The organism is Nocardioides hankookensis, assembly GCF_042658885.1.
Classification (GTDB): Bacteria; Actinomycetota; Actinomycetes; order Propionibacteriales; family Nocardioidaceae; genus Nocardioides; species Nocardioides hankookensis.
In genome coordinates, this window is sequence record NZ_JBHSRJ010000002.1 from 318461 (window position 1) to 341750 (window position 23290).

General features: G+C 72.2%; 26 protein-coding genes and 2 tRNA genes. 13 read left to right on the top strand and 15 right to left on the bottom strand.

The genetic code is table 11. The annotated features are described in order from the left end of the window. Window positions 1–25: 25 nt before the first annotated feature. Genes ACFPYL_RS04430 through ACFPYL_RS04440 form a run of 3 tightly spaced genes read right to left on the bottom strand, consistent with a single transcriptional unit; the run spans window position 26 to window position 2347 of the window. A complete protein-coding gene (locus tag ACFPYL_RS04430) occupies window positions 26–376 on the bottom strand; it encodes a hypothetical protein (protein WP_379150771.1) in 351 nt (116 codons plus the stop codon). A gap of 28 nt (window positions 377–404) precedes the next feature. Next, entirely contained in the window at window positions 405–1505 is a 1101-nt protein-coding gene (locus ACFPYL_RS04435; RefSeq protein ID WP_379150773.1) for a fumarylacetoacetate hydrolase family protein, read from the bottom strand. After that, complete coding sequence (locus tag ACFPYL_RS04440; protein WP_379150776.1) at window positions 1502–2347, bottom strand: hypothetical protein; 846 nt, start codon at window positions 2345–2347, stop codon at window positions 1502–1504. The genes ACFPYL_RS04435 and ACFPYL_RS04440 overlap by 4 nt, the downstream gene beginning before the upstream one ends. A 71-nt stretch (window positions 2348–2418) precedes the next feature. On the opposite strand from ACFPYL_RS04440, the gene ACFPYL_RS04445 reads away from it, so the two are divergent. Beyond that, window positions 2419–3654, top strand: a complete 1236-nt coding sequence (locus ACFPYL_RS04445) for a homogentisate 1,2-dioxygenase (RefSeq protein WP_379150779.1) — start codon at window positions 2419–2421, stop codon at window positions 3652–3654. A gap of 153 nt (window positions 3655–3807) precedes the next feature. On the opposite strand, the gene ACFPYL_RS04450 is transcribed toward ACFPYL_RS04445, so the two are convergent. Continuing rightward, entirely contained in the window at window positions 3808–4275 is a 468-nt protein-coding gene (locus ACFPYL_RS04450) for a nitroreductase family deazaflavin-dependent oxidoreductase (protein WP_379150781.1), read from the bottom strand. 1 nt (window position 4276) lies between these two features. Further along, complete coding sequence (locus tag ACFPYL_RS04455; RefSeq protein ID WP_379150784.1) at window positions 4277–5131, bottom strand: hypothetical protein; 855 nt, start codon at window positions 5129–5131, stop codon at window positions 4277–4279. A gap of 158 nt (window positions 5132–5289) precedes the next feature. On the opposite strand from ACFPYL_RS04455, the gene ACFPYL_RS04460 reads away from it, so the two are divergent. Next, entirely contained in the window at window positions 5290–7650 is a 2361-nt protein-coding gene (locus tag ACFPYL_RS04460) for an FdhF/YdeP family oxidoreductase (protein WP_379150787.1), read from the top strand. Then, window positions 7647–8618 carry a pirin family protein gene (locus tag ACFPYL_RS04465; protein ID WP_379150790.1) on the top strand — a complete coding sequence of 324 codons (972 nt, stop codon included), beginning with the start codon at window positions 7647–7649 and terminating at the stop codon, window positions 8616–8618. Before ACFPYL_RS04460 ends, ACFPYL_RS04465 begins: the two co-directional genes overlap by 4 nt. Window positions 8619–8633: 15 nt before the next feature. Here ACFPYL_RS04465 and ACFPYL_RS04470 read toward each other — a convergent pair whose 3' ends face one another. Further along, entirely contained in the window at window positions 8634–9071 is a 438-nt protein-coding gene (locus ACFPYL_RS04470; protein WP_379150792.1) for a CHRD domain-containing protein, read from the bottom strand. Between the two features lie 65 nt (window positions 9072–9136). Here ACFPYL_RS04470 and ACFPYL_RS04475 point away from each other — a divergent pair, with 65 nt between their 5' ends. Further along, window positions 9137–9712, top strand: a complete 576-nt coding sequence (locus tag ACFPYL_RS04475) for a DNA-3-methyladenine glycosylase I (RefSeq protein ID WP_379150795.1) — start codon at window positions 9137–9139, stop codon at window positions 9710–9712. On the opposite strand, the gene ACFPYL_RS04480 is transcribed toward ACFPYL_RS04475, so the two are convergent. Genes ACFPYL_RS04480 through zwf form a run of 5 tightly spaced genes read right to left on the bottom strand, consistent with a single transcriptional unit; the run spans window position 9693 to window position 15143 of the window. Further along, complete coding sequence (locus ACFPYL_RS04480; RefSeq protein WP_379150798.1) at window positions 9693–10508, bottom strand: alpha/beta fold hydrolase; 816 nt, start codon at window positions 10506–10508, stop codon at window positions 9693–9695. The two genes, ACFPYL_RS04475 and ACFPYL_RS04480, sit on opposite strands and share 20 nt — an antisense overlap. Before the next feature lie 13 nt (window positions 10509–10521). Further along, window positions 10522–11166, bottom strand: coding sequence for a class I SAM-dependent DNA methyltransferase (locus ACFPYL_RS04485; protein ID WP_379150801.1), 645 nt, complete (start codon window positions 11164–11166; stop codon window positions 10522–10524). A gap of 23 nt (window positions 11167–11189) precedes the next feature. Next, window positions 11190–11804, bottom strand: a complete 615-nt coding sequence (eda, locus tag ACFPYL_RS04490) for a bifunctional 4-hydroxy-2-oxoglutarate aldolase/2-dehydro-3-deoxy-phosphogluconate aldolase (RefSeq protein WP_379150804.1) — start codon at window positions 11802–11804, stop codon at window positions 11190–11192. Continuing rightward, window positions 11788–13650, bottom strand: a complete 1863-nt coding sequence (gene edd, locus ACFPYL_RS04495; RefSeq protein WP_449289702.1) for a phosphogluconate dehydratase — start codon at window positions 13648–13650, stop codon at window positions 11788–11790. Before edd ends, eda begins: the two co-directional genes overlap by 17 nt. Beyond that, the gene (zwf, locus tag ACFPYL_RS04500; RefSeq protein WP_379150806.1) at window positions 13647–15143 is read right to left on the bottom strand and encodes a glucose-6-phosphate dehydrogenase; all 1497 of its coding nucleotides are present in this window, start codon (window positions 15141–15143) and stop codon (window positions 13647–13649) included. Before zwf ends, edd begins: the two co-directional genes overlap by 4 nt. Window positions 15144–15231: 88 nt before the next feature. Here zwf and ACFPYL_RS04505 point away from each other — a divergent pair, with 88 nt between their 5' ends. The 3 genes from ACFPYL_RS04505 to ACFPYL_RS04515 are packed head-to-tail and all read left to right on the top strand — an operon-like array spanning window position 15232 to window position 18280. After that, window positions 15232–16446 (top strand): ROK family protein, encoded by a 1215-nt coding sequence (locus ACFPYL_RS04505; protein WP_379150809.1) that lies wholly within the window; start codon window positions 15232–15234, stop codon window positions 16444–16446. A 22-nt stretch (window positions 16447–16468) separates the two neighbouring features. Continuing rightward, the gene (locus ACFPYL_RS04510) at window positions 16469–16849 is read left to right on the top strand and encodes a DoxX family protein (protein ID WP_379150812.1); all 381 of its coding nucleotides are present in this window, start codon (window positions 16469–16471) and stop codon (window positions 16847–16849) included. Between the two features lie 18 nt (window positions 16850–16867). Beyond that, window positions 16868–18280, top strand: a complete 1413-nt coding sequence (locus tag ACFPYL_RS04515) for an amidase (protein ID WP_379150815.1) — start codon at window positions 16868–16870, stop codon at window positions 18278–18280. Here the strand turns inward: ACFPYL_RS04515 and ACFPYL_RS04520 are convergent. Further along, window positions 18223–19062 (bottom strand): thioesterase family protein, encoded by an 840-nt coding sequence (locus ACFPYL_RS04520; protein WP_379150817.1) that lies wholly within the window; start codon window positions 19060–19062, stop codon window positions 18223–18225. The genes ACFPYL_RS04515 and ACFPYL_RS04520 overlap by 58 nt on opposite strands. Window positions 19063–19092: 30 nt before the next feature. On the opposite strand from ACFPYL_RS04520, the gene ACFPYL_RS04525 reads away from it, so the two are divergent. The 3 genes from ACFPYL_RS04525 to rpmG all read left to right on the top strand — a co-directional run bounded on the left by ACFPYL_RS04525 (window position 19093) and on the right by rpmG (window position 19513). Then, window positions 19093–19165 (top strand) — tRNA-Thr (locus ACFPYL_RS04525). Between the two features lie 57 nt (window positions 19166–19222). Then, a tRNA-Met gene (locus ACFPYL_RS04530) sits at window positions 19223–19299 on the top strand. 43 nt (window positions 19300–19342) lie between these two features. Beyond that, window positions 19343–19513, top strand: coding sequence for a 50S ribosomal protein L33 (rpmG, locus tag ACFPYL_RS04535; RefSeq protein ID WP_379150820.1), 171 nt, complete (start codon window positions 19343–19345; stop codon window positions 19511–19513). A gap of 66 nt (window positions 19514–19579) precedes the next feature. Here rpmG and ACFPYL_RS04540 read toward each other — a convergent pair whose 3' ends face one another. After that, a complete protein-coding gene (locus ACFPYL_RS04540; protein WP_379150823.1) occupies window positions 19580–20542 on the bottom strand; it encodes a hypothetical protein in 963 nt (320 codons plus the stop codon). Between the two features lie 17 nt (window positions 20543–20559). Here ACFPYL_RS04540 and ACFPYL_RS04545 point away from each other — a divergent pair, with 17 nt between their 5' ends. From ACFPYL_RS04545 to ACFPYL_RS04555, 3 genes are read left to right on the top strand one after another with little or no spacing between them, the layout of a single operon-like run. Further along, a complete protein-coding gene (locus ACFPYL_RS04545; protein WP_379150826.1) occupies window positions 20560–20958 on the top strand; it encodes an FAS1-like dehydratase domain-containing protein in 399 nt (132 codons plus the stop codon). Then, window positions 20955–21335 (top strand): MaoC/PaaZ C-terminal domain-containing protein, encoded by a 381-nt coding sequence (locus ACFPYL_RS04550; RefSeq protein WP_379150829.1) that lies wholly within the window; start codon window positions 20955–20957, stop codon window positions 21333–21335. Before ACFPYL_RS04545 ends, ACFPYL_RS04550 begins: the two co-directional genes overlap by 4 nt. After that, window positions 21328–22350 carry a UDP-N-acetylmuramate dehydrogenase gene (locus ACFPYL_RS04555; protein WP_379150832.1) on the top strand — a complete coding sequence of 341 codons (1023 nt, stop codon included), beginning with the start codon at window positions 21328–21330 and terminating at the stop codon, window positions 22348–22350. The genes ACFPYL_RS04550 and ACFPYL_RS04555 overlap by 8 nt, the downstream gene beginning before the upstream one ends. Here the strand turns inward: ACFPYL_RS04555 and ACFPYL_RS04560 are convergent. Beyond that, window positions 22347–22763: a DUF4190 domain-containing protein gene (locus ACFPYL_RS04560; RefSeq protein WP_379150835.1), complete on the bottom strand. Its 417-nt coding sequence runs from the start codon at window positions 22761–22763 to the stop codon at window positions 22347–22349. The genes ACFPYL_RS04555 and ACFPYL_RS04560 overlap by 4 nt on opposite strands. Then, window positions 22760–23287, bottom strand: a complete 528-nt coding sequence (locus ACFPYL_RS04565; protein WP_379150838.1) for a DUF4190 domain-containing protein — start codon at window positions 23285–23287, stop codon at window positions 22760–22762. The genes ACFPYL_RS04560 and ACFPYL_RS04565 overlap by 4 nt, the downstream gene beginning before the upstream one ends. Window positions 23288–23290 lie beyond the last annotated feature (3 nt).

The window sequence follows — 23290 nt, forward strand, 5'->3', positions numbered from 1 at the left end:
CCGCGGACCGGCGCCCACAACCGGATTAGCGGTTGTCCTCGTCGAGGTAGCTGACGTCGCTGACCGGTCCGAGCGGCTCGATGCCGGTCCGCTCGCCCGCACGCGTGATCGAGTACTGGATGTCCTCGCGCAGACCGGACCAGCGGATGCCGATGGTCACCGCCCACGCGACGACGGCCGCGAAGAGCGCCAGCTGCCCGATCCCGGCGATCACCAGCCCGAGGTAGGCGAGTGCGGCACTGCCGTCGTCGTCGCCGTTGTAGACCGAGTCGTGGGGCCACTCGACAGTGGCCACGAACGTGCCGAGGCCGATGGCGACGATGCCACCGATCGCCAGGACACCGACCAGGTTGCCGGCGTTGGTCCGATCGCTCATGGTTCCGGTCTTCCCCGCTGCGGCTGCGTCATTCCCGGGCGGGCTCGATCCGTCCGACGACCTCACCGAGGGTGATCCGACCACCACCGGTGCCGGGCGCCGAGTAGCGGAGCACCACCTCGTCGCCGTCGGAGAGGAACGCCGACTCGTCGCCCCAGCCGATCTCCAGCAGCGACCCGCGCTGGTCCTCGGCAGGCCCGCTGATGGTCCCGGAGCCGTAGAGGTCGCCGGTGCGCAGCGAGGCGCCGTTGACCGTGAGGTGCGCGAGCATCTGGGCCGGCGACCAGTACATGTCGCGGTACGACGGTCGGCTGACGACCTCGCCGCCGACCTCGATCTCCACCTCGATGTCGAGACCTCGGGTGGCGCCAGGACCCAGGTAGGCCAACGGTTCCGGGTCCTGGCCGGGCAGGTCCACCCAGGCCACGTCCAGGGCCTCGAGCGGAGTCACCCAGTGCGAGATGGACGTCGCGAAGGACTTGCCGAGGAACGGTCCGAGCGGCACGTACTCCCAGGCCTGGATGTCGCGCGCCGACCAGTCGTTGAGGCCGACGATGCCGAACACGTGGTCGGCGAACGAGTCGTACGGCACCGGTGTCCCGAGCCGTGATCCGACGCCGACGACGAAGCCGAGCTCGGCCTCGATGTCGAGGCGGGTCGACGCGCCGAAGGTGCCGCCGTTCCGCTGGCCGCTCGGTCGCACGACCGGGGTGCCTGACGGGACGACGGTGCCGGCGCGGCCGTGGTAGCCGACGGGCAGGTGCTTCCAGTTCGGCAGCAGCGCGTCGCCGTCGGGCCGGAAGATCCTGCCGACGTTGGTCGCGTGGTGCTCGGAGGCGTAGAAGTCGACGTAGTCGGCCACCTCGACCGGCAGGTGCAGCACCACGTCGGCCAGGGGGATCGTCTGCGTCCCGTCCTCGAGCAGCCTGCGGGCCTGCGCGCGCGTCTCGCTCCAGACCTCGGGCCCGAGTGCCAGGAAGGCGTTCAGCGAGGAGGTCGCCAGCTCCGGCCGACCGGTCGCGGCGGCGAGGTCGAGGACGGCGTCGCCGAACCGGACGCCGACGCGCGGTGCGTCGCCGAGGTACGAGAAGACGCCGTACGGGAGGTGGTCGAGACCGAAGCCGCTCATCCGACCAGGCCCAGCTGGAGCAGGTCATCGAGCGGCTCGCTGACCGAGCACGAGCCGAACGACGTGAACCACCGGCGGGCGCCGGCGAGGTCGAGGTCGCGCGCCGACTCCACCAGCACGGCGGGCTCGCGCTCGTCGAGGACGCCCGCGACCTCGTCAGGGCTGCTGCCGTCGAAGGCCTGCCGGGTGGCGACCAGGACGTTGAGGAAGCCGTGGTGGTCGAAGCCGTCCTCGCCGGTGTGACGGACCGCGCGGTGCAGGCCGGCCGTGCACTTGAACGGCGTCTCGCGGTCCAGGGCCGCGTCGATCCAGCCGGCCAGCGTGGTCGCGGGCGGGAACGCGTGCGCCTCCAGCCCGCCGGTGCGGAGCTTGAGCCGGTGCTCGGCCGCGGCCACCTCGTCGGCGGCCGCGAGCCAGAGCGGCTCCGGGCACGAGGCGGGGATCTCGACGAAGACGGGGACGTGGTCGTCCAGGACGCCCTCCGCCCGGGCCGCGTCGACGGCGGCGACGACCCGGCGTGCGGCACCCACCGGGTCGGCCGGGTCGCGCAGCGCGATCTCGAGGCCCTCGATCGCGACGTGCAGCTTGCGACCCAGACCGGCCGCGCCGGCGACCTGTCCGGCGCCGCCGGTCACGACGACCGAGAGGGCCAGGGGAGTGCCGCGCAGCAGCGGGATGTCGGTGTCGCGGGCGACGAAGGTGCCGACCAGGTCGGCGTACGGCGCGTGCCGGCGTTCGGCGTGCGCGGCTGACGCCTGGTGCAGGGGCGCGTCGCCCGGGGGGAAGATGGCGGCGTCGTCGACGAGGCCGCGCCAGGTCGCTGGGAGTGGTTCCGTTGACACGCTGGCTACTCTAGCCAGAGATCAGATATCGGACAGATGTGTTCGATTATCGGACTAATGGAGACGACGTCATGGCCCACTACCGATGCCTCGGCTCGGTGCCGCCGAAGCGGCACACCCAGCACCGCGACCCCGACGGGCACCTCTACTACGAGGAGCTGATGGGCGAGGAGGGCTTCTCCTCCGACTCCTCGCTGCTCTACCACCGCGGGGTGCCGTCGGCGATCGTCGCGAGCGAGGTCTGGGAGCTGCCGGACCAGAGCCGGACCCCCAACCACCCGCTCAAGCCGCGTCACCTCAAGCTGCACTCCTTGTTTCCGGTGGTTGAGGAAGGCGCGCAGCGCCTGTCTCGAAACCCCGACGCCGTGCAGGACCGGCGGCTCGTGCTGGGCAACAACGACGTGCGCATCTCGTACGTCGTCACCGGCACCGAGCCGTCGCCGTACTACCGCAACGCCATCGGTGACGAGTGCGTGTACGTCGAGGCCGGGTCCGGCGTCGTCGAGACCGTGTTCGGCGTCGTCGCCTACCGCACCGGCGACTACGTGATCGTGCCGCGCGCGACGACCCACCGGTGGGTGCCGGCGGAGCCGAGCCAGCTCTACGCGATCGAGGCGAACAGCCACGTCGCGCCGCCGAAGCGCTACCTGTCCCGCTACGGCCAGCTGCTCGAGCACGCGCCGTACTGCGAGCGCGACCTGCACGGCCCGTCCGAGCCCTTCCTCCAGGAGGGCGCGGACGTCGAGGTGCTCGTCAAGCACCGCACCAGCGCCGGGATCGTGGGCACCCGGATGACCTACGCGACGCACCCCTTCGACGTGGTCGGCTGGGACGGCTGCCTCTACCCGTACACGTTCAACATCGAGGACTACATGCCGATCACCGGCAAGGTGCACCAGCCGCCGCCGGTGCACCAGGTCTTCGAGGGCCACAACTTCGTGGTCTGCAACTTCCTGCCGCGCAAGGTCGACTACCACCCGCTGTCGATCCCGGTGCCCTACTACCACTCCAACGTCGACAGCGACGAGGTGATGTTCTACGTCGGCGGCGACTACGAGGCCCGCAAGGGCTCGGGCATCGGGCTCGGCTCGATCTCGCTGCACCCCGGCGGCTACGCGCACGGCCCGCAGCCGTCCGCGATCGAGGCGTCCCTGGGGGTCGACTACTTCGACGAGTCGGCCGTCATGGTCGACACCTTCGCCCCGCTCGACCTCGGCGAGGGCGGGCTGGCCGTCGAGGACCCGGCGTACGCGTGGACTTGGGCCGGACGAGGACCCGACGACCCGGCGGTGTTCTCGAACAGCTGAGGCGTGCTGCCGTCCGTCCCAGGGATACCCGGTTAACCGGGTATCCCTGAACTTCTGGGCCTTTGCAAAGCCCCAGAAGTTGGCGAAGTGCCCCAGGAGTACGGCGGCGCGGGGCCGAATCAGCTGCTCGGGCCCACCAGCCGATCGCCACCGCTAACGGCGCGTGAGCCGGAAGACCGGGATCAGCCGGTCGGTGCGCTCCTCGTACTTCGCGAAGTTGGGCCAGGTCCGCAGCATCACCTGCCAGGCCGCGGCCCGGTCGTCGTCAGCCAGCTCGGCGGCCACGACCGGCACCCGCTGCCCGTCGTACGCGATCTGGGCCTCGCCGGCCGCACGCAGGTTGCCCACCCAGACGGGCATGTCGGGCCCCCCGAAGTAGGAGCCCGCGATCAGCCAGGTGCCCTGGTCGGGCACGCACAGGAGCGGGGTGCTGCGAGGCACCCCGCTCTTGCGGCCGACGACCGTGAGGACCAGGTTCGGCAACCCGGCGACGTCGAGGACGGAGATCCGTCCCCTCGTCAGGCGCTGCAGCCCGCGATCGGTCCAGACGATCTGCGGCAGCAGCTTCGGCATCCAGGGGATGGCGCCGATCCTGATCGCCAGCGGCGTCAGCAGCCCCACGTCAGGCGGCGACCGGTTCGCCGCTGAGCGTCTTGTACGTGTACGCCGTGCCGATGAGCACCACGGGAACGGCCACGATCAGGCCGATCCCGCACAGGCACGCACCGACGAGCCACGCCACGACGCTGAGCAGGAACCACAGGATGACGTTGCCGGCGTTGTTCTTCGTGAACTCGAAGCTGGCACGGATCGCGTCGATCGCCCCGAGCTCCTGCTTGTCCATCAGGAAGTAGAGCGTGTACGACGTGAAGAACATGACCAGCAGGCCCGGGATCACGCAGAGGATGAAGCCGACGAACGTCGCGACGCCGATCAGCAGCGACGCGACGATCACCTCGCCGAGCTTGGTCGGCGTGAGGATCGTCTTCGGGTTGAGCTCCTTGCCCTCGGTGATGTCGAGCGCGGCCCGCACGATGCCGGCGCCGATGATCATCGAGATGACCCAGGAGATGAGGCTGAAGGTCCAGCTGATGATGTTCTGGACGACGAAGATCCCGCCGTTGCAGGTCTCCAGGTGCGACTCGCCGGTGGACGAGTTGTAGGTGAACGAGGGGTCGCAGGCCGCCGCGCGGCCGAGGAAGAACCCGATGGCCTGGATGACGATGAGGACCCCGACGAGCACCAGGACCGCGATCAGGATCTGCCCGACGTTCTGGGTGAACTTCGTCCAGCCGTAGGAGAAGGCGTTGCCGACGCTGTAGCCGCCGCTGCCGCCCGGAGGTGCCGGCGGGGGAGGCGGGGGCACCTGCCCGTAGCCGCCGGTCGGCGGCGGCGGCGGAGGCGGCGGGGGAGCCTCGCCGTACTCGCCCGAGGGCGGCGGTGCGGGCTGCTCGGGAGGGGGTTCGTTCGTGGACATGGATGACTCCTCGTTCGTCGCTCGAGCGGCAGACCCCTGCAACCTAGCGGGATCGGGGCGCTCGCGGACAGGGCCGGGACGGGCTATTGAGACTGGCACATCCCTTGCCGGGCCGATGGGTACGTCGGTTCCATGGAGTCGCGCGGCAGGATGGTGGCATGAGGAAGGCACCGAAGCACGACATCGACGAGGAGCGTCTCGAGGTCGAGCGGCCGAAGCAGGCGGCGGCGGGCGCGACGGCGGTGGCGATCTCGATGAAGCTCGCCGTCGAGCAGATGGGCGTGCGTCGTACGGCGCAGACGTTGCTCCGGCTCAACCAGGCCGACGGCTTCGACTGCCAGGGCTGCGCCTGGCCCGACCCCGACCCGAGCCACCGGCACACGGCCGAGTTCTGCGAGAACGGCGCCAAGGCGGTCACGGAGGAGGCGACCCGGCGCCGGGTCGACCGGGCGTTCTTCCTCGAGCACTCCATCGACGACCTGCGCGACAAGACGGACTACTGGTTGGGCCAGCAGGGCCGGATCACCGAGCCGATGGTGCTCCGGTCCGGGGCCACGCACTACGAGCCGATCGCGTGGGACCAGGCTTTTGAGCTGATGGGTGGCCTGCTCAACGGGCTGGCGTCGCCCGACGAGGCGGTGTTCTACACCTCCGGCAAGACGTCGAACGAGGCGGCGTTCGCCTACCAGCTCTTCGCCCGTGCCTTCGGCACCAACAACCTGCCGGACTGCTCCAACATGTGCCACGAGTCGACCTCGGTCGCGCTCGCGGAGGCGATCGGCATCGGCAAGGGATCGGTCAGCCTGGAGGACATCCACCGCTCCAAGCTGATCGTGATCGCCGGGCAGAACCCCGGGACCAACCACCCGCGGATGCTCAGTGCACTCGAGATCGCCAAGCAGAACGGCGCCAGGATCATCGCGATCAACCCGCTCCGCGAAGCCGGGCTGGTGCGCTTCAAGAACCCGCAGAAGGTGCGCGGCTGGGCCGGCGCGGGCACCGGGCTCGCGGACCTGCACCTGCCGGTGCGCGTCAACGGCGACCTCGCGCTCTTCCAGGCGATCGGCGCGCTGCTGCTCGAGTGGGACGCCGTCGACCACGAGTTCGTCCGCGACCACACGGCCGGCTTCGAGGAGTGGGCCGAGGCCGCGCGCGACCTCGACTGGGACGCCGTACGCCGGGCCACCGGGCTCGACCGGTCCGAGATCGTGGCCGCGGCGCGGATGTTCCAGGAGTCCGACGCGACGGTCATCTGCTGGGCGATGGGCATCACCCAGCACCGCAACGCGGTCGCGACCGTCAAGGAGATCGTCAACGTCGCGCTCCTGCAGGGCAACATCGGCAAGCCCGGCGCCGGTCTGTGCCCCGTGCGCGGCCACTCCAACGTCCAGGGCGACCGGACGATGGGGATCTGGGAGAAGCCGCCGGCGCACTTCCTCGACGCGCTCGAGAAGGAGTTCGGCTTCGACCCGCCCCGTGAGCACGGCTTCGACACCGTCCAGGCCATCGAGGCGCTGCGCGACGGCAAGGCCAAGATCTTCGTCGGCATGGGCGGCAACTTCGTCTCGGCCGCGCCCGACACCGAGGTCACCGAGCAGGCGATGCGCAGCGCCGACCTGACCGTCCACGTCTCCACGAAGCTGAACCGCTCACACGTCGTCACCGGCCGCGAGGCGCTGATCCTGCCCGCGATGGGGCGCAGCGAGCGCGACCTGACCGGCGGGCGGCTGCAACGCGTGACGGTGGAGGACTCGATGTCGGCCGTGCACGCCTCGCACGGCCCGCTGAAGCCGGCCTCGCCGTACCTGCGGTCCGAGGTCGACATCATCTGCTCGCTCGCGATCGCGACGATCGGTGACCGGCACGGCATCCCGTGGGACGCGTTCCGCTCCGACTACACCGAGATCCGGCACCGGATCGCCCGCGTGGTGCCGGGTTGCGCGGCGTACGACGAGAAGGTCAGCCAGCCGGGCGGCTTCGTGCTGCCGCACCCGCCGCGGGACTCGCGGACCTTCAAGACCGAGGTCGGCAAGGCGATCTTCACGACGAGTCCCACGGACGTGCTGCACGTCCCCGAGGGCCGGCTGCTGCTCCAGACGCTGCGCTCGCACGACCAGTTCAACACGACGATCTACGGGCTCGACGACCGCTACCGCGGCATCCACAACGGGCGGCGCGTGGTCTTCGTGCACCCCGACGACATCACGGCGCTCGGGCTCGCTGACGGGTCCGTCGTCGACCTGGTCAGCGAGTGGTCGGACGGCTCCGAGCGTCGGGCGCCGGAGTTCCGGGTGGTGCCCTACGAGCAGCCCCGCGGCTGCGCGGCTGCGTACTACCCGGAGACGAATCCCCTTGTCCCACTGGGTTCTACAGCCATCGGCAGCAACTGCCCGACCTCGAAGTCGGTCATCGTCCGGCTCGAGCCGCCGACCGGCGGACAGGGCGTCGAGAGCAGCGACGCCGGCCAGGTCGAGGGCGGGGACAAGAAGCGCACCGTCGAGCCCGAGCACCTGTCATGAGCAACCTGGAGGAGAAGCCGCCGGAGCTCGACTGCCGTACGGCGCCCGCGTCCGGCGTCGAGATCATGACGCCCCGCGACGTGCCGCTGGGCGGGCCGCGGGCGATGCGGGTGCGGCGTACCCTCCCGCAGCGCGAGCGGTCACTGATCGGTGCGTGGTGCTTCGTCGACCACTACGGCCCCGACGACGTCGCCGACACCGGCGGCATGGTCGTGCCGCCGCACCCGCACACCGGGCTGCAGACCGTGAGCTGGCTCTTCACCGGCGAGGTCGAGCACCGCGACAGCGCCGGCCACCACGCGATGGTGCGCCCCGGCGAGGTCAACCTGATGACCGCCGGCCGCGGCATCAGCCACTCCGAGGTCTCGCCGCCGACGACCACGACCCTGCACGGCGCCCAGCTCTGGGTCGCGCTGCCCGACGCGTCGCGCGCCGTCGACCCCGACTTCGCGCACCACGCGCCGGAGCCGGTCACCGGTGACGGCTACGTGGCGCGCGTCTTCCTCGGCTCGCTGCTGGGCGACGCCTCACCGGTCCCGACGTACACACCCCTGCTCGGCGCCGAGATCCTGCTCGAGCCCGGCGCCACCGTGGTGCTCGACGTCGACCCGGCCTTCGAGCACGGTGTCCTCGTGGACGCGGGCGTGCTCACGGTCGACGGCACCGAGACCAAGCAGCACGACCTCGCCTACGTCCCGCCCGGGTCGACGACGCTCACGCTGACGGCGTACGACGAGCCGGTGCGGCTGCTGCTCCTGGGCGGGCCGCCCTTCGGCGAGAGCATCGTCATGTGGTGGAACATCGTGGCTCGCACCCACGAGGAGGTCGTGGAGTGGCGCAACGCGTGGCAGGACCAGATCGTCGACGGCCGGCTCACCGACGGGTGGTTCGGCGTCCCGGTCGGTGACGAGCGCCCGCCGATCCCCGCGCCGCCGCTGCCCAACGCCCGCCTGAAGGAGCGACGCTGACGCCTCCTCTACCCGTCAGCGGTGCAGCGTGCCCTGGATGGCGCCCGCGGGGTACGTGGGGTTGTGCACGTTGACGTAGTACTGACGCGGGTGCCGGAGGATCTGCGCGATCGTCCTGCTCGGCACACCCGTGGTGCACCGCGGACCGCCGGTGACGGAGCCGCCGAGGTCGACGACGATGCTGCCGTCGGACACCCGGTGGATGTGGGCGGAGTCGGGCCGCTGGATCCGCCGCCACTCGACCGTCGCGCACACCCGGCCGCGCGCCCGGTCGAAGGTGAGGTGGGCCTGGCCCGCCCCGTCCGGGTCGCCGCTGGGACGCAGCCGGGTCTCGAGGCGTACGACGGCGCGCTGGGCGGGATCGGCGTGGGCGGAGGTGTCGACCAGGAACGTCGACGTGAGGAGCGGGAGTGCGGCGCTCAGCGCCAGCACGGCGGGCGTGCGGTTCGTCATGGGGATGACACGGGGGTGGGCGCCGCGAGGTTCAGGGTGTCGGCGGCCTGGGCCAGGATGGAGGCATGGGACCGCTGATCGGTGAGGACGGGGTCGCGCGCTGCCCATGGGCGGGTGGCGCGGGCGTGATGCGCGACTACCACGACGAGGAGTGGGGCCGGCGCGTCCACGGCGAGGCGGCCTACCTCGAGCGGCTGACCCTCGAGGCGTTCCAGTCCGGGCTGTCCTGGTCCACGATCCTCAACAAGCGACCGGCGTTCCGCGAGGTCTTCCACGGGTTCGACGCCGGCGCCATCGCGGCGTTCGACGAGTCGGACGTCGAGCGCCTGATGCAGGAGCCGAGGATCGTCCGCAACCGGATGAAGATCGAGGCCGCGGTCACCAACGCCCGGGCGAGCGTGGCGTTGCGGGATGCCGAGGGGCTGGAGGCGTTCGTGCTCGGGTTCGCCCCCGACGAGCCGCCGGCCTGGGCCGACACCACCGAGATGGCGACCACGTCGGTCGAGTCGGTGGCGCTCTCGAAGGGCTTGAAGAAGCGCGGGTTCGCCTTCGTCGGACCGACGACGATGTACGCCCTGATGGAGGCGATCGGCATCTTCGATCCCCACCTGGTCGGCTGCTTCAGGCGAGGAAGCGACTGATCTCCTCGGCCACCGCCTCCGGCTGCTCCAGCTGGAGGAAGTGCCCGGCGCCGGGCACCACGGTCGCACCCGCACGTCGCGCCAGGCCCGGCTCCATGCAGCGGTCGCCGTCACCGTGCAGGACCAGCAGCGGGTGCACCGGCTCGGCCAGCGCCGGCGTGATGCCGCGGCCGAGCATCGCGCGGTAGTAGGACACCACCGCCCGCGCGTGCTCGCGGTCCGGCACGGCGGCGCGCAGCAGCTCGAGGTCCTCGCGGGCGTCGTACGCCGGCGACCACGCGCGCCACAGTCGCTCGGTGAGCCAGTCGAAGGTCCGCTCGGCCAACCCGGGCACCTGGTTGTAGGCGATGTACCAGGAATGCAGGGGCTGGCGCAGCAGGGCGGGATCCCACCCGCTCATCGCCGAGAACGGCGGCACCGCCAGCGCGACGTGCCGGGCGTACGGCGAGGCCGGGTCGGCCGCGACCGCGTTGGTCGTGATCGCGCCCCAGTCGTGGCCGAGCAGCACGCTGTCGGCGTCACCGCCGAGGGCCTCGTGCAGCGCCCGCGCGTCGGCGACGAGGGCGCGCACCGAGAAGTCTCCGTCCGCCGGGATCCCCGAGGGCGCGTAGCCGCGCATCGACGCGGCCACGACCCGCAGGCCGTGCTCGGCCAGCAGCGGCGCGACCCGCCGCCAGGTCCAGGCCGTGTCGGGGAAGCCGTGCAGCGCGACGACCAGACGGCCGTCGGACGGGCCCCACTCGAGGAGCCCGACCCGGTGGGTCAGCAGGTCGACGTCGTGGACGCGGGGCAGCATGATCGAGCTCCTCTCAGGCTCGGCGGGCGACGAGGTAGCCCTGCGGCTGCACCTCGTCGGGGTCCGCGGGCCGACCGGCCGTGAACACGACCTCGAAGCCAGCGTCCTCGAACCGCCGCTCGACCTCCGTCGGCGAGTGCCAGTAGATGTCGAAGCCGATCCCGAGGTCGAGCGTCTTGCCGTCCCGGCGGAGCGTGTCGTCGCCCATCTTGTACGCCGTCGCGACGTACCCGCCGGGCTTCACCGCGCGGGCGAGCTCGGCGAAGGCGAGCGCCCGGTCGTCGGGGTCGAGGTACATCATCGAGTACCACCCGACGGCGCCGTCGAGCTCCGCGTCGCCGATCGGCAGGGCGCGCAGGTCGCCGACCTCGAAGGAGTGGTCGGGGTGGTCGCGCCGCGCCACCCGCACCATCTCCGGGGACAGGTCGACGCCGCGGATCCTGAACCCCTGGGCGGAGAAGTACGGCGCCAGCCGACCGGTCCCGCACCCGAGGTCGCCCACGACCCGACCCGGGCCCGCGTCGCGCACCAGCTCGGCGAAGAGGCCGAGCACCGCCCGCTCGATCGGCATCTGGTCGAGCAGCCCCGTGAGGCGCTCGACGTACACGTCGGCGAGCACGTCGTGGGCGTCGCGGAGCTCCTCGGTCTGTCGGTCCACGCCCGCGAGACTAGGACGAACCGTCAGCCGAGCGCGGCAGCCTCCGCGGCGAGGCGGGTGACCCGGTCCCAGTCGCCGGCGGCGAGCGCGTCGGCCGGGGTGATCCAGGAGCCGCCGACGCAGCCGACGTTGTCGAGCGCGAGGTACGACGGCGCGGAGCCGAGCGTGATGCCGCCGGTCGGGCAGAAGCGGGCCGCCGGCACCGGGGCCCCGACGGCCTTGAGGAACGCCGTGCCGCCGGACGCCGCCGCCGGGAAGAACTTCAGCTCCGTGCAGCCGGCCTCCAGGGCGGCGAGCACCTCGGAGACGGTGGCGGTGCCCGGCAGGAACGGCAGCCCGGTGTCCTGCATGGCGTGCAGCAGCTGCACCGTCGTGCCGGGGGAGACCAGGAACTGGGCGCCGGCGTCGGCCGCGAGCTTGGCCTGACCCGGCGCCACGACGGTGCCGGCACCGACCAGGATCTCGGGCACCTCGGAGGCGATCGCCCGGATCGCGTCGAGCGCGACCGGCGTACGCAGGGTGAGCTCGATCGCCGGCAGGCCGCCCGCGACGAGTGCCCGTGCGATCGGGACGGCGTGGTCGACGTCGTCGACGACGACGACCGGCATCACGGGGACGACATCAAGCAGGCTGGACAACGGGGACCTCCTGGCCGGGGGCGGTGACGCCCGGGAAGACGCTGGCGCCGGTGTCGGCGGAGCCGACCGTGGCGCGGAAGGCCGCGAAGAGCTCGCGACCGGTGCCGGCCCACTCGGGGCCCTGCGGGGCGCGCCCGGTGATCGGGCGACGGGCGAAGACCTCGTGGTCGACGTGCAGGCCGAGCAGGCCGCCGTCGGCGTCGACGGTGACCACGTCGCCGTCCTGGATCCGCGACAGCGGGCCGCCGAGCGCGGCCTCGGGCGTCACGTGGATGGCAGCGGGGACCTTGCCCGACGCGCCGGACATCCGGCCGTCGGTCACGATCGCGACCTTCTGGCCGCGGTCCTGGAGCACGCCGAGTGCCGGGGTCAGCTTGTGCAGCTCGGGCATCCCGTTGGCGGCCGGACCCTGGTAGCGGATCACGGCCACGAAGTCGCGGCCGTCGAGCTCGCCGTGACCGAAGGCCTCCAGGAAGTCGTGCTGGTCGTCGAAGACGACGGCCGGTGCGCTGACGAACCGGTGCTCGGGCTTGACCGCCGACGTCTTGATGACGGCGCGGCCGAGCGGTCCGGTGAGCATCCGCAGGCCGCCGTCCGGCGAGAACGGTGCGTCGGCGGGCCGCAGCACAGCGTGGTCGAGCGACTCGGTCGGCCCGTCCTCCCAGGTGAGGTCGTCACCGCGGAGCACCGGCTCCTGCGTGTAGCGCCACAGGCCATGGCCGACGATGGTCTGCACGTCGTCGTGGAGCAGCCCCGCCTCCAGCAGGGTGCGCACCATGAACGCGATGCCGCCCGCGGCGTGGAAGTGGTTCACGTCGGCCTCGCCGTTGGGGTACATCCGGCTCAGCAGCGGCACGACGGCGGACAGGTCCGACAGGTCGTCCCAGGTCAGCGCGACGCCGGCGGCCCGGGCGATCGCGACCAGGTGCATGGTGTGGTTGGTCGAGCCGCCGCTGGCGAGCAGCGCCACGCAGGCGTTGACGACCGCCTTCTCGTCGACGACGCGGCCGATCGGCGTCGGCAGCTCGGCGGCGCGGCGACCGGCCGCGCGGGTCAGCGCCTCGCGCAGCGGCGTGCCCGGGTTGACGAAGGACGAGCCCGGCAGGTGCAGGCCGAGCACCTCCATCAGCAGCTGGTTGGAGTTGGCCGTGCCGTAGAAGGTGCAGGTGCCCGCCGAGTGGTACGACGCAGCCTCGGCCTCGAGCAGCTCGTCGCGGCCGACCTTGCCCTCGGCGTACAGCTGGCGCACGCGGGCCTTCTCGGAGTTCGGCAGGCCCGAGGTCATCGGACCGGCCGGCACGAAGACCGTCGGCAGGTGGCCGAAGGAGAGCGCGCCGATGAGCAGGCCGGGCGTGATCTTGTCGCAGACCCCGAGCATCAGGGCGCCGTCGAACATGTCGTGCGAGAGCGCGATCGCCGTCGCCATCGCGATGACGTCGCGGCTGTAGAGCGAGAGCTGCATGCCGTCGCGGCCCTGGGTGATCCCGTCGCACATCGCCGGCACGCCGCCGGCGAACTGGGCGATGCCGCCGCCGCGGATGACGGCCTTCTTCAGCGCCTCGGGGTAGTCGCGGTAGGGCTGGTGCGCCGAGAGCATGTCGTTGTACGACGACACGATCGCGACGTTCGGCTTGGTGTGGCCGCGCAGCGCCTGCTTCTCCGTCGGCTCGGAGGCCGCGAAGCCGTGGGCCAGGTTGGCGCAGGCGAGCCGGCCGCGGGCCGGGCCGGCGACGGCGGCCGCGTCGATGCGCCGCAGGTACTCCGCGCGGCTCTCGGCGCTGCGCTCGACGATGCGCTCGGTGACGGCCGCCAGGGTGGGGTGCAGCTGCTGCGGGGGAGGGGTCACTGGTCGGGCTCCTGCCAGGTTCGGCCGTCCCGCTCGAGGAGCATCGCGGCGGCGGTCGGACCGGTCGTGCCGGCCGGGTACTTCTTCGGCCGGTCGGGCGTCGCCGCCCAGCGCCGAAGGATCGGCTCGGTCCAGGTCCACGCCGCCTCGACCTCGTCGCGACGCATGAAGAGGGTGGGGTTGCCCTTGATCACGTCCATCAGCAGGCGCTCGTAGGCGTCGGGGAGCCGCTCGTCGAACGCGGTCGCGTAGCTGAGGTCCAAGGAGACCGGCCGGAGGCGGTAGCCCCCGGGCCCGGGCTCCTTGGCGGTGAGGTGCAGGCGCATGCCCTCGTCGGGCTGGACCAGGATGTGCAGCCGGTTCGGCGCGGTGACGCCCTCGGCCCCGGGGAACATCGAGTGCGGCGGCTCCTTGAAGACCACCACGATCTCGGACGCCCGTCGGTCCATCCTCTTGCCGGTGCGCAGGTAGAACGGCACCCCGGCCCATCGCCAGTTCTGCACCTCGGTCTTGAGGGCCACGAAGGTCTCGGTCCGAGACCCGCCGTGACCGAGGTCCTCGGCGTACGACGGCACGGCGACGCCGTCGACGAGGCCGGCCTCGTAGCGACCGCGGACGGTGTCCTGGTCGACGTCGGTCGGCCCCATCGGTCGCAGTGCCTGGAGCACCTTGACCTTCTCGTCACGCACGGTCTCGCGACCGACGTACGTCGGGGGCTCCATCGCCACCAGGCACAGCAGCTGGAGCAGGTGGTTCTGCACCATGTCGCGCAGCGCGCCCGCGTGGTCGTAGTACTCGCCGCGGCCGCCGACGCCGACGGTCTCGGAGACGGTGATCTCGACGTGGTCGACCCAGCGCGAGTTCCACAGCGGCTCGAGGAACGTGTTGGCGAAGCGCGTCACCAGGAGGTTCTGGACGCTCTCCTTGCCGAGGTAGTGGTCGATCCGGAAGATCTGCGACTCCGCGAAGACCTGGCCGACCGCGTCGTTGACCTCGCGGGCCGACGCCAGGTCGTGGCCGATCGGCTTCTCGAGGACCACCCGGGCGTGCTCGTCGACGACGCCGATCTCGTCGAGGCGCTGGCAGATCGAGCCGAAGAGCTTCGGGGCGACGGCGAGGTAGAAGACGCGGACGGCGTCCTCGGGGTGCGGCCGGTCCTTGAGCAGCGCGTGGAAGCGGTCCCAGTCCTCGGGGACCTCGGCGTCGAGCATCAGGTGGAAGAGCCGCGCCAGGAAGCGGTCGACCGCGCCGTCGTAGAGGTCGCTGGCGTCGACGTGCAGGGTGAGCGCCGCACGCACCTCCGCACGCCAGCCGGCGTCGTCGAGGTCGGAGCGCGAGACGCCCAGGATCCGGTAGTCCGCGGGCAGCTGACCCTCGAGGTCACGGTGGTAGAGCGCCGGCAGCAGCTTGCGCAGGGCCAGGTCTCCCGTGCCACCGAAGACGGTGAAGTCGCACGCGGCCGGCAGCACGTGCGGGCTGGGGTGAGGGTCCATGGCATCCACGGTAGGAACTAGTTCGGCTCATTGCAAGCACAACTAAGGTTCTTTCACGATCAAAGTATGGCGCGTTATGCTCTCGCCCGTGACGCAGACCTCGACCCGTGGCGCGCTGCCGCGCACCGACGTGCGCGAGAGTGCCGCCCCGGCCACCGCCGGCGAGCTGCTCGACCTCGTGCGCAGCGGCCGCGCCAGCACCCGGTCGCAGCTGCGCGCCCTCACCGGCCTGTCCCGGACCGCCATCACCACCCGGGTCAGCTCGCTGACCTCGGCCGGACTGCTGCTCCTCGGCGAGGAGCTCGCGTCCACCGGGGGCCGACCGCCCGGGGCGCTGGTCTTCAACCAGCACGCCGGCGTGGTCGTGGCGGTCGCGATCGGCCGGTCCCGGAGCCAGCTGGCCGTGATGGACCTCGACGGCGACGAGATCGCGTCCGACTCCCGCGACCACGAGGTCGGCGTCGGGCCCGACGAGCTGATGCCGGAGATCGCGACCCGGCTCGCCGGCCTGCTCGACGGGGTCGAACCTCCCGTCCTCGGCATCGGGCTCAGCCTGCCCGGCACGCTCGACTCCGTGCGCGGCCTGAGCATCGGCTCGCCGGTGATGTCGGGCTGGGACGGCGTCGAGCTCGCGCCGTACCTCGACGGGGTCACCCGGGCGCCGCTCTTCGTCGGCAACGACGCGGACGTGCTGGCCCGCTCCGAGCTCCTGGGTCGCTCCGCCGCCCTCGACGACGTGCTCGTCGTGAAGGCCTCGACCGGCCTCGGCCTCGGCATCATCGCCGACGGCCGGGTGCTCAGCGGCCACCTCGGCGCTGCCGGCGAGATCGGCCACACCAAGGTCGACGCGGCCGCCGGGCTCCCGTGCCGGTGCGGCGCGACCGGCTGCCTCGAGACCCTCGCCGGCGGCTGGGCCCTGGTGGCCCGGGCCCGCGAGTCCGGCCACGAGGTCGGCCACCTGCGCGACCTGGTCGCGCTCGCGCTCCAGGGCGACCCGACCGCCCGCGGGCTGCTGCGCGACAGCGGCCGCGAGCTGGGCGAGGTGCTGGCGATCGCGATCAACCTCCTCAACCCGGCCGCGATCGTGATCGGCGGCGACATGGCGTCGGCCTTCGACTTCCACGTCGCCGGGATCCGGGAGAGCGTCTACGCGCTCGCCGCCCCACTGGCCACCCGCGACCTGCAGTTCCTGTCGGCGACGCACGGCGACCGGGCCGGCCTGGTCGGCTGCGCCGCGCTCGCCCTCGACCACGTGCTCGCGCCGGTCGCCGTCGACGCCCGCCTGGCTGCCGCAGCGTCCTGAGGTTCGGCCTAGGGTTCGGGGCGTGGAACCCAACACCTGGCTCTGGATCCTCGCCGGATTCCTCGCCCTGCTCTTCCTGGGCACCGGCGTCCTCAAGCTGACGCGCACGCGCGAGCAGATCGTCGCCGAGGGCCTCACCTGGGCGGAGGACTACTCGGAGCGACAGCTGCGTGCGCTCGGCTGGGCCGAGGTCCTCGGGGCCGTGGGCCTGGTCGTCCCGCCCCTGGTCGGGCTGGGGGTCATCACCCCCGTCGCCGCGTCGTGCCTGGCCGCGCTGACCGTGGGTGCGCTCGTCGTGCACGTACGCCGCGGCGAGCTGCTCCCCGACGCACTGCGCACCATCGCCCTCATCGTGATGTGCGTGGTGCTCGCCTACTGGCGATTCGGTCCCGAGGCCTTCTGAGAGGTCTAGCCTCGGCTCGTGAGCCGTGTCCACGCGTTCGGTGACGATGCCCTCGGCGACCTCGACGCGGTCGGTCTGGTCACCGCCATCCAGGAGGGCGAGGTCTCCATCCCGGACGTCGTCGAGGCCGCGATCAGCCGCACGGAGCGGCTCCAGCCGGACCTGAACGCGGTGGCGTACGTCGCCTACGACCGTGCCCGGGCCGAGGCCCGCGACCCCCGCGGCGGCTTCTTCGCCGGGGTGCCGACCTTCCTCAAGGACAACGTCGACGTCGCCCAGATGCCGACCCAGCAGGGCTGCGACGCCTACCGTGCCCGTCCGGTCGCGGTGGACGGCGACTTCGCCCGGATGTTCCTCGCCACCGGGCTGGTGCCGCTCGGGAAGACCCAGCTCTCGGAGTTCGGCTTCAGCCCGTCCGCCGAGCACCCGCGGCTCGGCCCGGTGCGCTCCCCGTGGGACACGTCGCGGACCGCCGGCGCCTCGTCTGCCGGTACGGCGGCGCTGGTCGCGGCGGGCGCCGTACCCCTCGCGCACGGCAACGACGGCGGTGGCTCGATCCGGATCCCGGCGGCCGTCAACGGGCTGGTCGGGCTCAAGCCCACCCGCGACCGGCTCGCCCAGGACACGCTCAGCCGGCAGATGCCGATCCGGATCGTCTCGGACGGCGTGCTGACCCGCTCGGTGCGGGACACCGCGGCGTTCCTGCGGGAGTCCGAAGCCGTCTACCGCGAGCTCCGGCTGCCGCCGATCGGCGACGTCACCCGGCCCGGCCGCAAGCGGCTCCGCGTCGCCGTGCACACCGCCGGCATCGGCCGCGCGGCCGCCCCCGAGGTCGTCGAGCTCACCCTCAAGACCGCGCAGCTGCTCGAGGAGCTCGGCCACGAGGTCGAGGAGGTGGCGCACCCCGCGCCGGCGTCCGTGCCCGACGACTTCCTCCTGTACTGGGCGATGCTCGCGATGATGATCGTGCGCACCGGTCGTCGCGCCGCCGGCCCGACCTGGGACCGGACCCGGCTCGACAACCTCACCCTCGGCCTGGACCGGCACAGTCGCCGCAACGTGCACCGGATCCCCGGCGCGATCCGCCGGCTGCGCCGCCTCCAGGCCGTGTCGGCCGACTTCCACCGCACCTACGACGTCGCGCTCTCGCCGACCCTGGCCCACGAGACGCCGCTCGTCGGGCACCTGGACCCCACCGCGTCGTACGACGTCGTGATGGAGCGGGTCCTCGACTGGGTGGCGTTCACGCCGTGGCAGAACGCCACCGGCGACCCGGCTGTCTCCCTGCCGCTCGCGACGACGGTCGCCGGGCTGCCCCAGGGGATGATGTTCACCGCTGGTGCCGGGGACGAGGCCACCCTCCTGGAGCTCGCCTACGAGCTCGAGGAGGCTGCCCCCTGGCCGCTCCTGGGCACGACCAGCAACGCCTGAGCCGACCGGGCGACCAGGCCGCGCTCGTCGTGCACCGCGGAGGTCGCGACGCCGACCGAGCCGTCGGCCAGGGTGGTCTCCGCGTCCAGGCAGATCCACTCGCCGACCGGCTCGCGCAGCACGTGCACGGTCAGCTCCGTGTTGAGGAAACCCCACTCGCGCACGTCGAGGGCGGCGCTCGCCCCTGACGCGGAGTCGACGCACGCCAGCAGGCGCTGGACCGGCGAGATCGGTTCGCCGACGACGAGGTCGGGGCTGCGCATCCAGACCGTGCCGGTGCCGGGGACCTCGAGGCCGCCGCTGATCCATCGCCACTCGATCGCGTCCAGGTAGCCGCCGTGCCAGCCGCTCGGGCGGGGGTGCTCCGCGCCGTCGGCGGGCGAGTGCGGGAGGGGCTCGGGGTCACCGCCCGGCCCTGCCGACCGCGGGAACATCCAGGCACGGGCCGTGGCCGCGACCCGGTCCCGCGCCACGTCACGGAGCTCGGCGCCGAGCAGCTGGACCGACCGACCGGCGCGGAGGACGGAGGCGCTCACCGCGACCGGACCGACCGGCACCGGGCCGAGCAGCTCCATCGTGAACCGGCCGATCCGGGCGTCCGAGAGACCCTCGATCGCGCGCGCCAGGAGAGCAGCCGGAGGGCCGCCGTGCTGGCTGTCGGGGGACCACGGACCGGCCGTCGTGGGGAGCGACTCGAAGGCCTCCACGGCGCCCTCCGAGGTCCTCCCGGAGGGGCTCGTCAGGCGGTAGAACGGGCTCGTCCGGGCCGATTTCTCGTTCACGCATCCCCCTGTGTATCGTTCTCCGTCGTTGCCCCTTTAGCTCAGTCGGCAGAGCGTCTCCATGGTAAGGAGAAGGTCTACGGTTCGATTCCGTAAAGGGGCTCTGGGAGAGGTTTGCGGGATCCGGGTTACCCTGGTTCCTGCGTGCCTTCGCCCGTTTGGCGGGGTAGCTCAGGCGGTTAGAGCACACGACTCATAATCGTGGTGTCGCGGGTTCGAGTCCCGCTCCCGCTACCAAGACAGACCCCAGCGACACCCAGTACCGACCGAAGGACTTCCCGTGGCCAGCAAGAGCAGCGATGTTCGCCCCAAGATCACTCTCGCGTGCGTCGAGTGCAAGGAGCGCAACTACATCACCAAGAAGAACCGGCGCAACGACCCCGACCGGCTCGAGATGATGAAGTTCTGCCCGCGCGACCGCAAGCACACGATGCACCGCGAGACGCGCTGATCCAGTCTTCTCCGAAGGCCCGCCAGACCCCCGGTCCGGCGGGCCTTCGGCATTTCAGTGCGAACCTCAGATCGAGCACTCCGGGCGCTGCCACGACCGCACGTCGGCGACGTCGAGCCGCACCAGGGTCGGTACGACGGGCCGTCCGCCGGCCTCCTGGTAGCGCCGGCTCCCGGACTCGCTGACCACCCACATCCCGTCGCGCCCCGCCGGCGCCATGCCCTCGGCGCCCGGGACGAAGCCACGTCGACCCGACGCTCCGACCAGGACCCCGCAGCGCGTGTTAGACCGGGCCCACCACAGGCCTGGCTGGCGGCTGCCGAGGCGTCCCCAGAAGACACCCTGCGCGTGCGACGGCCCGACCACGTGATCGAGCACGTCGCGCTCGTCGATGACCGTTGCGCTCCCGGCGACGAGCGCGTCCGGGTCGAGCCAGTCCAGCCAGCCGCGGCGGGCCGACCGGTAGGCGCCGACGCCCAGGCGACCGTCGTCGTCGACGACCGCGAACGACCCACGGACGCCGCCCTGCAGCGACCACGAGTGCTCCACGTCGAGGGTCTCCGGGTCGAGCAGCCAGAGCCGGGCGGCCTCAACCAGCCAGAGCCCGTGGTCGTCGACGGTGATCCCGCCCGCGTGCCGGCAGGACCGAGTGCCTTCGGGGAGTGGGACGTCCCTGAGCACCCGCCGGTCCTGCGCGATCCCGGTCCGCAGGTCGGTGCGGACCACGGTGCACCACAGGTGGCCCTCGCGACCGTCGCCGTCGAAGCCGCTGACCCACGCCGCATGCCCCCGGACCGCGACCCCCTGGGCGACGAACCCCGTGCGCGCGACGCCGAGCCACGTCGCCGCGCACGCTGCGTGGTCGTTCGGGAACCGGTCGACCCCGCCCTCGACGTACGCCGGCACCGGTCCGGCCACCCGGGCCGGGGTCAGCGGACCGCAGCCGCTCCGGGTGTGCGTCTCGACCTGCGGCGCGTCGTCGGGGTCAGCCGGGGTGCAGCCGGCCGCCAGCCAGGTGAGCGCGAGCACAACGCTAAGTTGGACGCATGCCAGTCGACCAAGAGCTCGTCGGTCGGACCTTCCCACCCACGAGACCCTACGAGGTGACCGAGGAGAAGGTCCGGGACTTCACCGAGGCGACCGCCGGCGAGTACGCCGGGGGAGCGGCGCCGCCGACGTACCCGATCGTCGTGGCCTTCGACGCGATGAACGCCTTCCTCGAGGCGGTGCAGGTCGACCTCTTCCGGATCGTGCACGGCGACCAGAAGTTCGCCTACGAGCGCCCCGTCGTCCCCGGCGACGTGCTGACGGCGACCCTGACGGTCACCTCGCTGCGCCAGATCGCGGGCAACGACATCATCGGCACCACGAGCGCGATCACCGACGGCTCCGGCGCCCTGGTCTGCACGACCAGCGCGACCCTCGTCCACCGGGGTGCCGCGTGAACCTGGAGCCGCAGACCTTCACCATCACCCGCGCCGACCTGGTCCGCTACGCCGAGGCCGGCGGCGACCACAACCCGATCCACCAGGACGAGGCCGTCGCCACGAGCGTCGGGCTGCCCGGCGTGATCGCCCACGGCATGTACACGATGGCGCTCGCCGCGCGTGCGGTCGCGACCTGGTACCCCGGCGCCGAGGTGGTCACCTTCGGCTGCAAGTTCACCAACCCGGTCGTCGTCCCCGCCGACGGCGGCGTCGACATCGAGGTCGCCGGCGAGGCGAAGCCTGCCGACGAGGACGGGCTGACCACGGTCACCCTCACCGTCACCTGCGGCGGGCAGAAGGTCCTCGGGATGCCGAAGGCTGTCCTGCGTGCCTGACCTGAGGGACCACACGACGCTCCGGCTCGGTGGCCCCGCCGAGCGCTGGGTCCGGGCGACGACCGAGGCCGAGCTGACCGACGCGCTGGTCGACGCCGACACCGCCGGCGAGCCGGTCCTCGTGCTCGGCGGCGGCAGCAACCTGGTCGTCGCCGACGGTGGCTTCCAGGGGACGGTCGTCGAGGTCGCGACCACCGGCGCCGAGATCGACGCCGACGACGAGCCCACCTGCGGCGGGGCGACGGTCACCGTCGCTGCCGGCGAGACGTGGGACGACGTCGTCGCCCTGGCCGCCGAGCGCGGGTGGGTGGGCATCGAGGCGCTCTCGGGCATCCCGGGGTCGGTCGGCGCGACGCCCGTCCAGAACGTCGGCGCCTACGGCCAGGAGGTCAGCCAGACCATCGCCCGCGTGCGGGTCTGGGACCGGACCCTGCGCGGCGTCCGCACGTTCGCCAACGCGGAGTGTCTCTTCGGCTACCGCACCTCCCGCTTCAAGCAGGACCCCTCGCGCCACGTCGTGCTGTCGGTGACCTTCCAGCTCCGCCAGGGCGACCTCGGCGCACCGGTCGCCTACGCAGAGCTCGCCCGCGCCCTGGGCGTCGAGCTCGGCGAGCGGGCCCCCCTGGCCGACTCGCGCCAGGCCGTGCTCGGGCTGCGGCGCGGCAAGGGCATGGTGCTCGACCCGGCCGACCACGACACCTGGAGCGCGGGCTCGTTCTTCACCAACCCGGTCGTCGACGCGGACGTCGTACCGGACGGGGCGCCGGCGTGGCCGCAGCCCGACGGACGGGTCAAGACGAGCGCAGCCTGGCTGATCGAGCACGCAGGCTTCACCAAGGGCTACGGCTCCGACCGTGTCGCGCTGTCGGGCAAGCACACGCTGGCGCTCACCAACCGCGGCGGCGCCACGACCGACGAGCTGCTCGCGCTGGCCCGCGAGGTCCGCGACGGGGTCGCGGAGCGGTTCGGGATCGTGCTCGTCAACGAGCCCGTCCTGGTCGGCTGCGCGCTCTAGTAGCCGCTGTCGTATGACGAGCTGCTGCTCCCGACGGCGACCAGCGCGACGACCAGGATCACGACCGCTAGCGCCGCGAGGACCAACAGGACGGTGCCGATGATGCCCATGATCCGGCCGCTGTTGGCCTCGTCGCGCCCACCCACGGTGCCCGGCGGTGCGGCGTCGATCTCCTTGACGGCGCGGCTGCCGATCGCCCAGGCGAACGGCGACAGCACCAGCGTCACGCCGCCGCAGGCCAGGATCCCGACCAGCCCGATGATGCCCAGCACCATCGCCGTCGTCGCCGACGGGTGCTTGGGCACCGGGGGCCGGTAGGCGTACGGCTGGCCGCCGTACCCGTACGGCGGCGGGGGCGGCTGCTGGCCCGGCTCCTGCGGCGCGCCGTACGGGTGCTCCGGACCGGTCGTCATGCGATCAGCCCGCCGGCCTCGTCGAACGCGTCCGGGTCGTTGATCGCGACGATCACGATGATGACGATGACCACGATCGCGAGCACCAGCAGCACCGTCCCGATGATGCCGAGAATGAAGCCGGTGAGGGCCATGCCTCGACCGCCGAGCTGGCCCTGGGATCGCTTGATCCGGTTCATCGACACCTTGCCGAGCACCATCGCGACCGGCGACGCGAGCAGGCCGATGCCGTAGAGGCAGGACAGCACCAGCGCCGCGATGCCGGTGATCATCGAGCCGAGCGCGAGCCCGTCGGTCGGCGGCGTCGGCGACACGTAGGGGTAGCCCGGCTGGCCGTACCCCGGCTGCCCGTAGCCCTGCTGCTGGTAGGGCTGCTGCTGGTACGGGTTCCCGTACGGCGGCTGGGGCTGAGGGGGCTGCTGCGGGGGCTGCTGCTGGTACGGCGGCGGTGCGCCGTACGGCGAGGGGGCGGGCGGCGTGCCGGGGTCCTGCTCGCCGTAGGGGTTCTCCGGACCGGTCGTCATGCG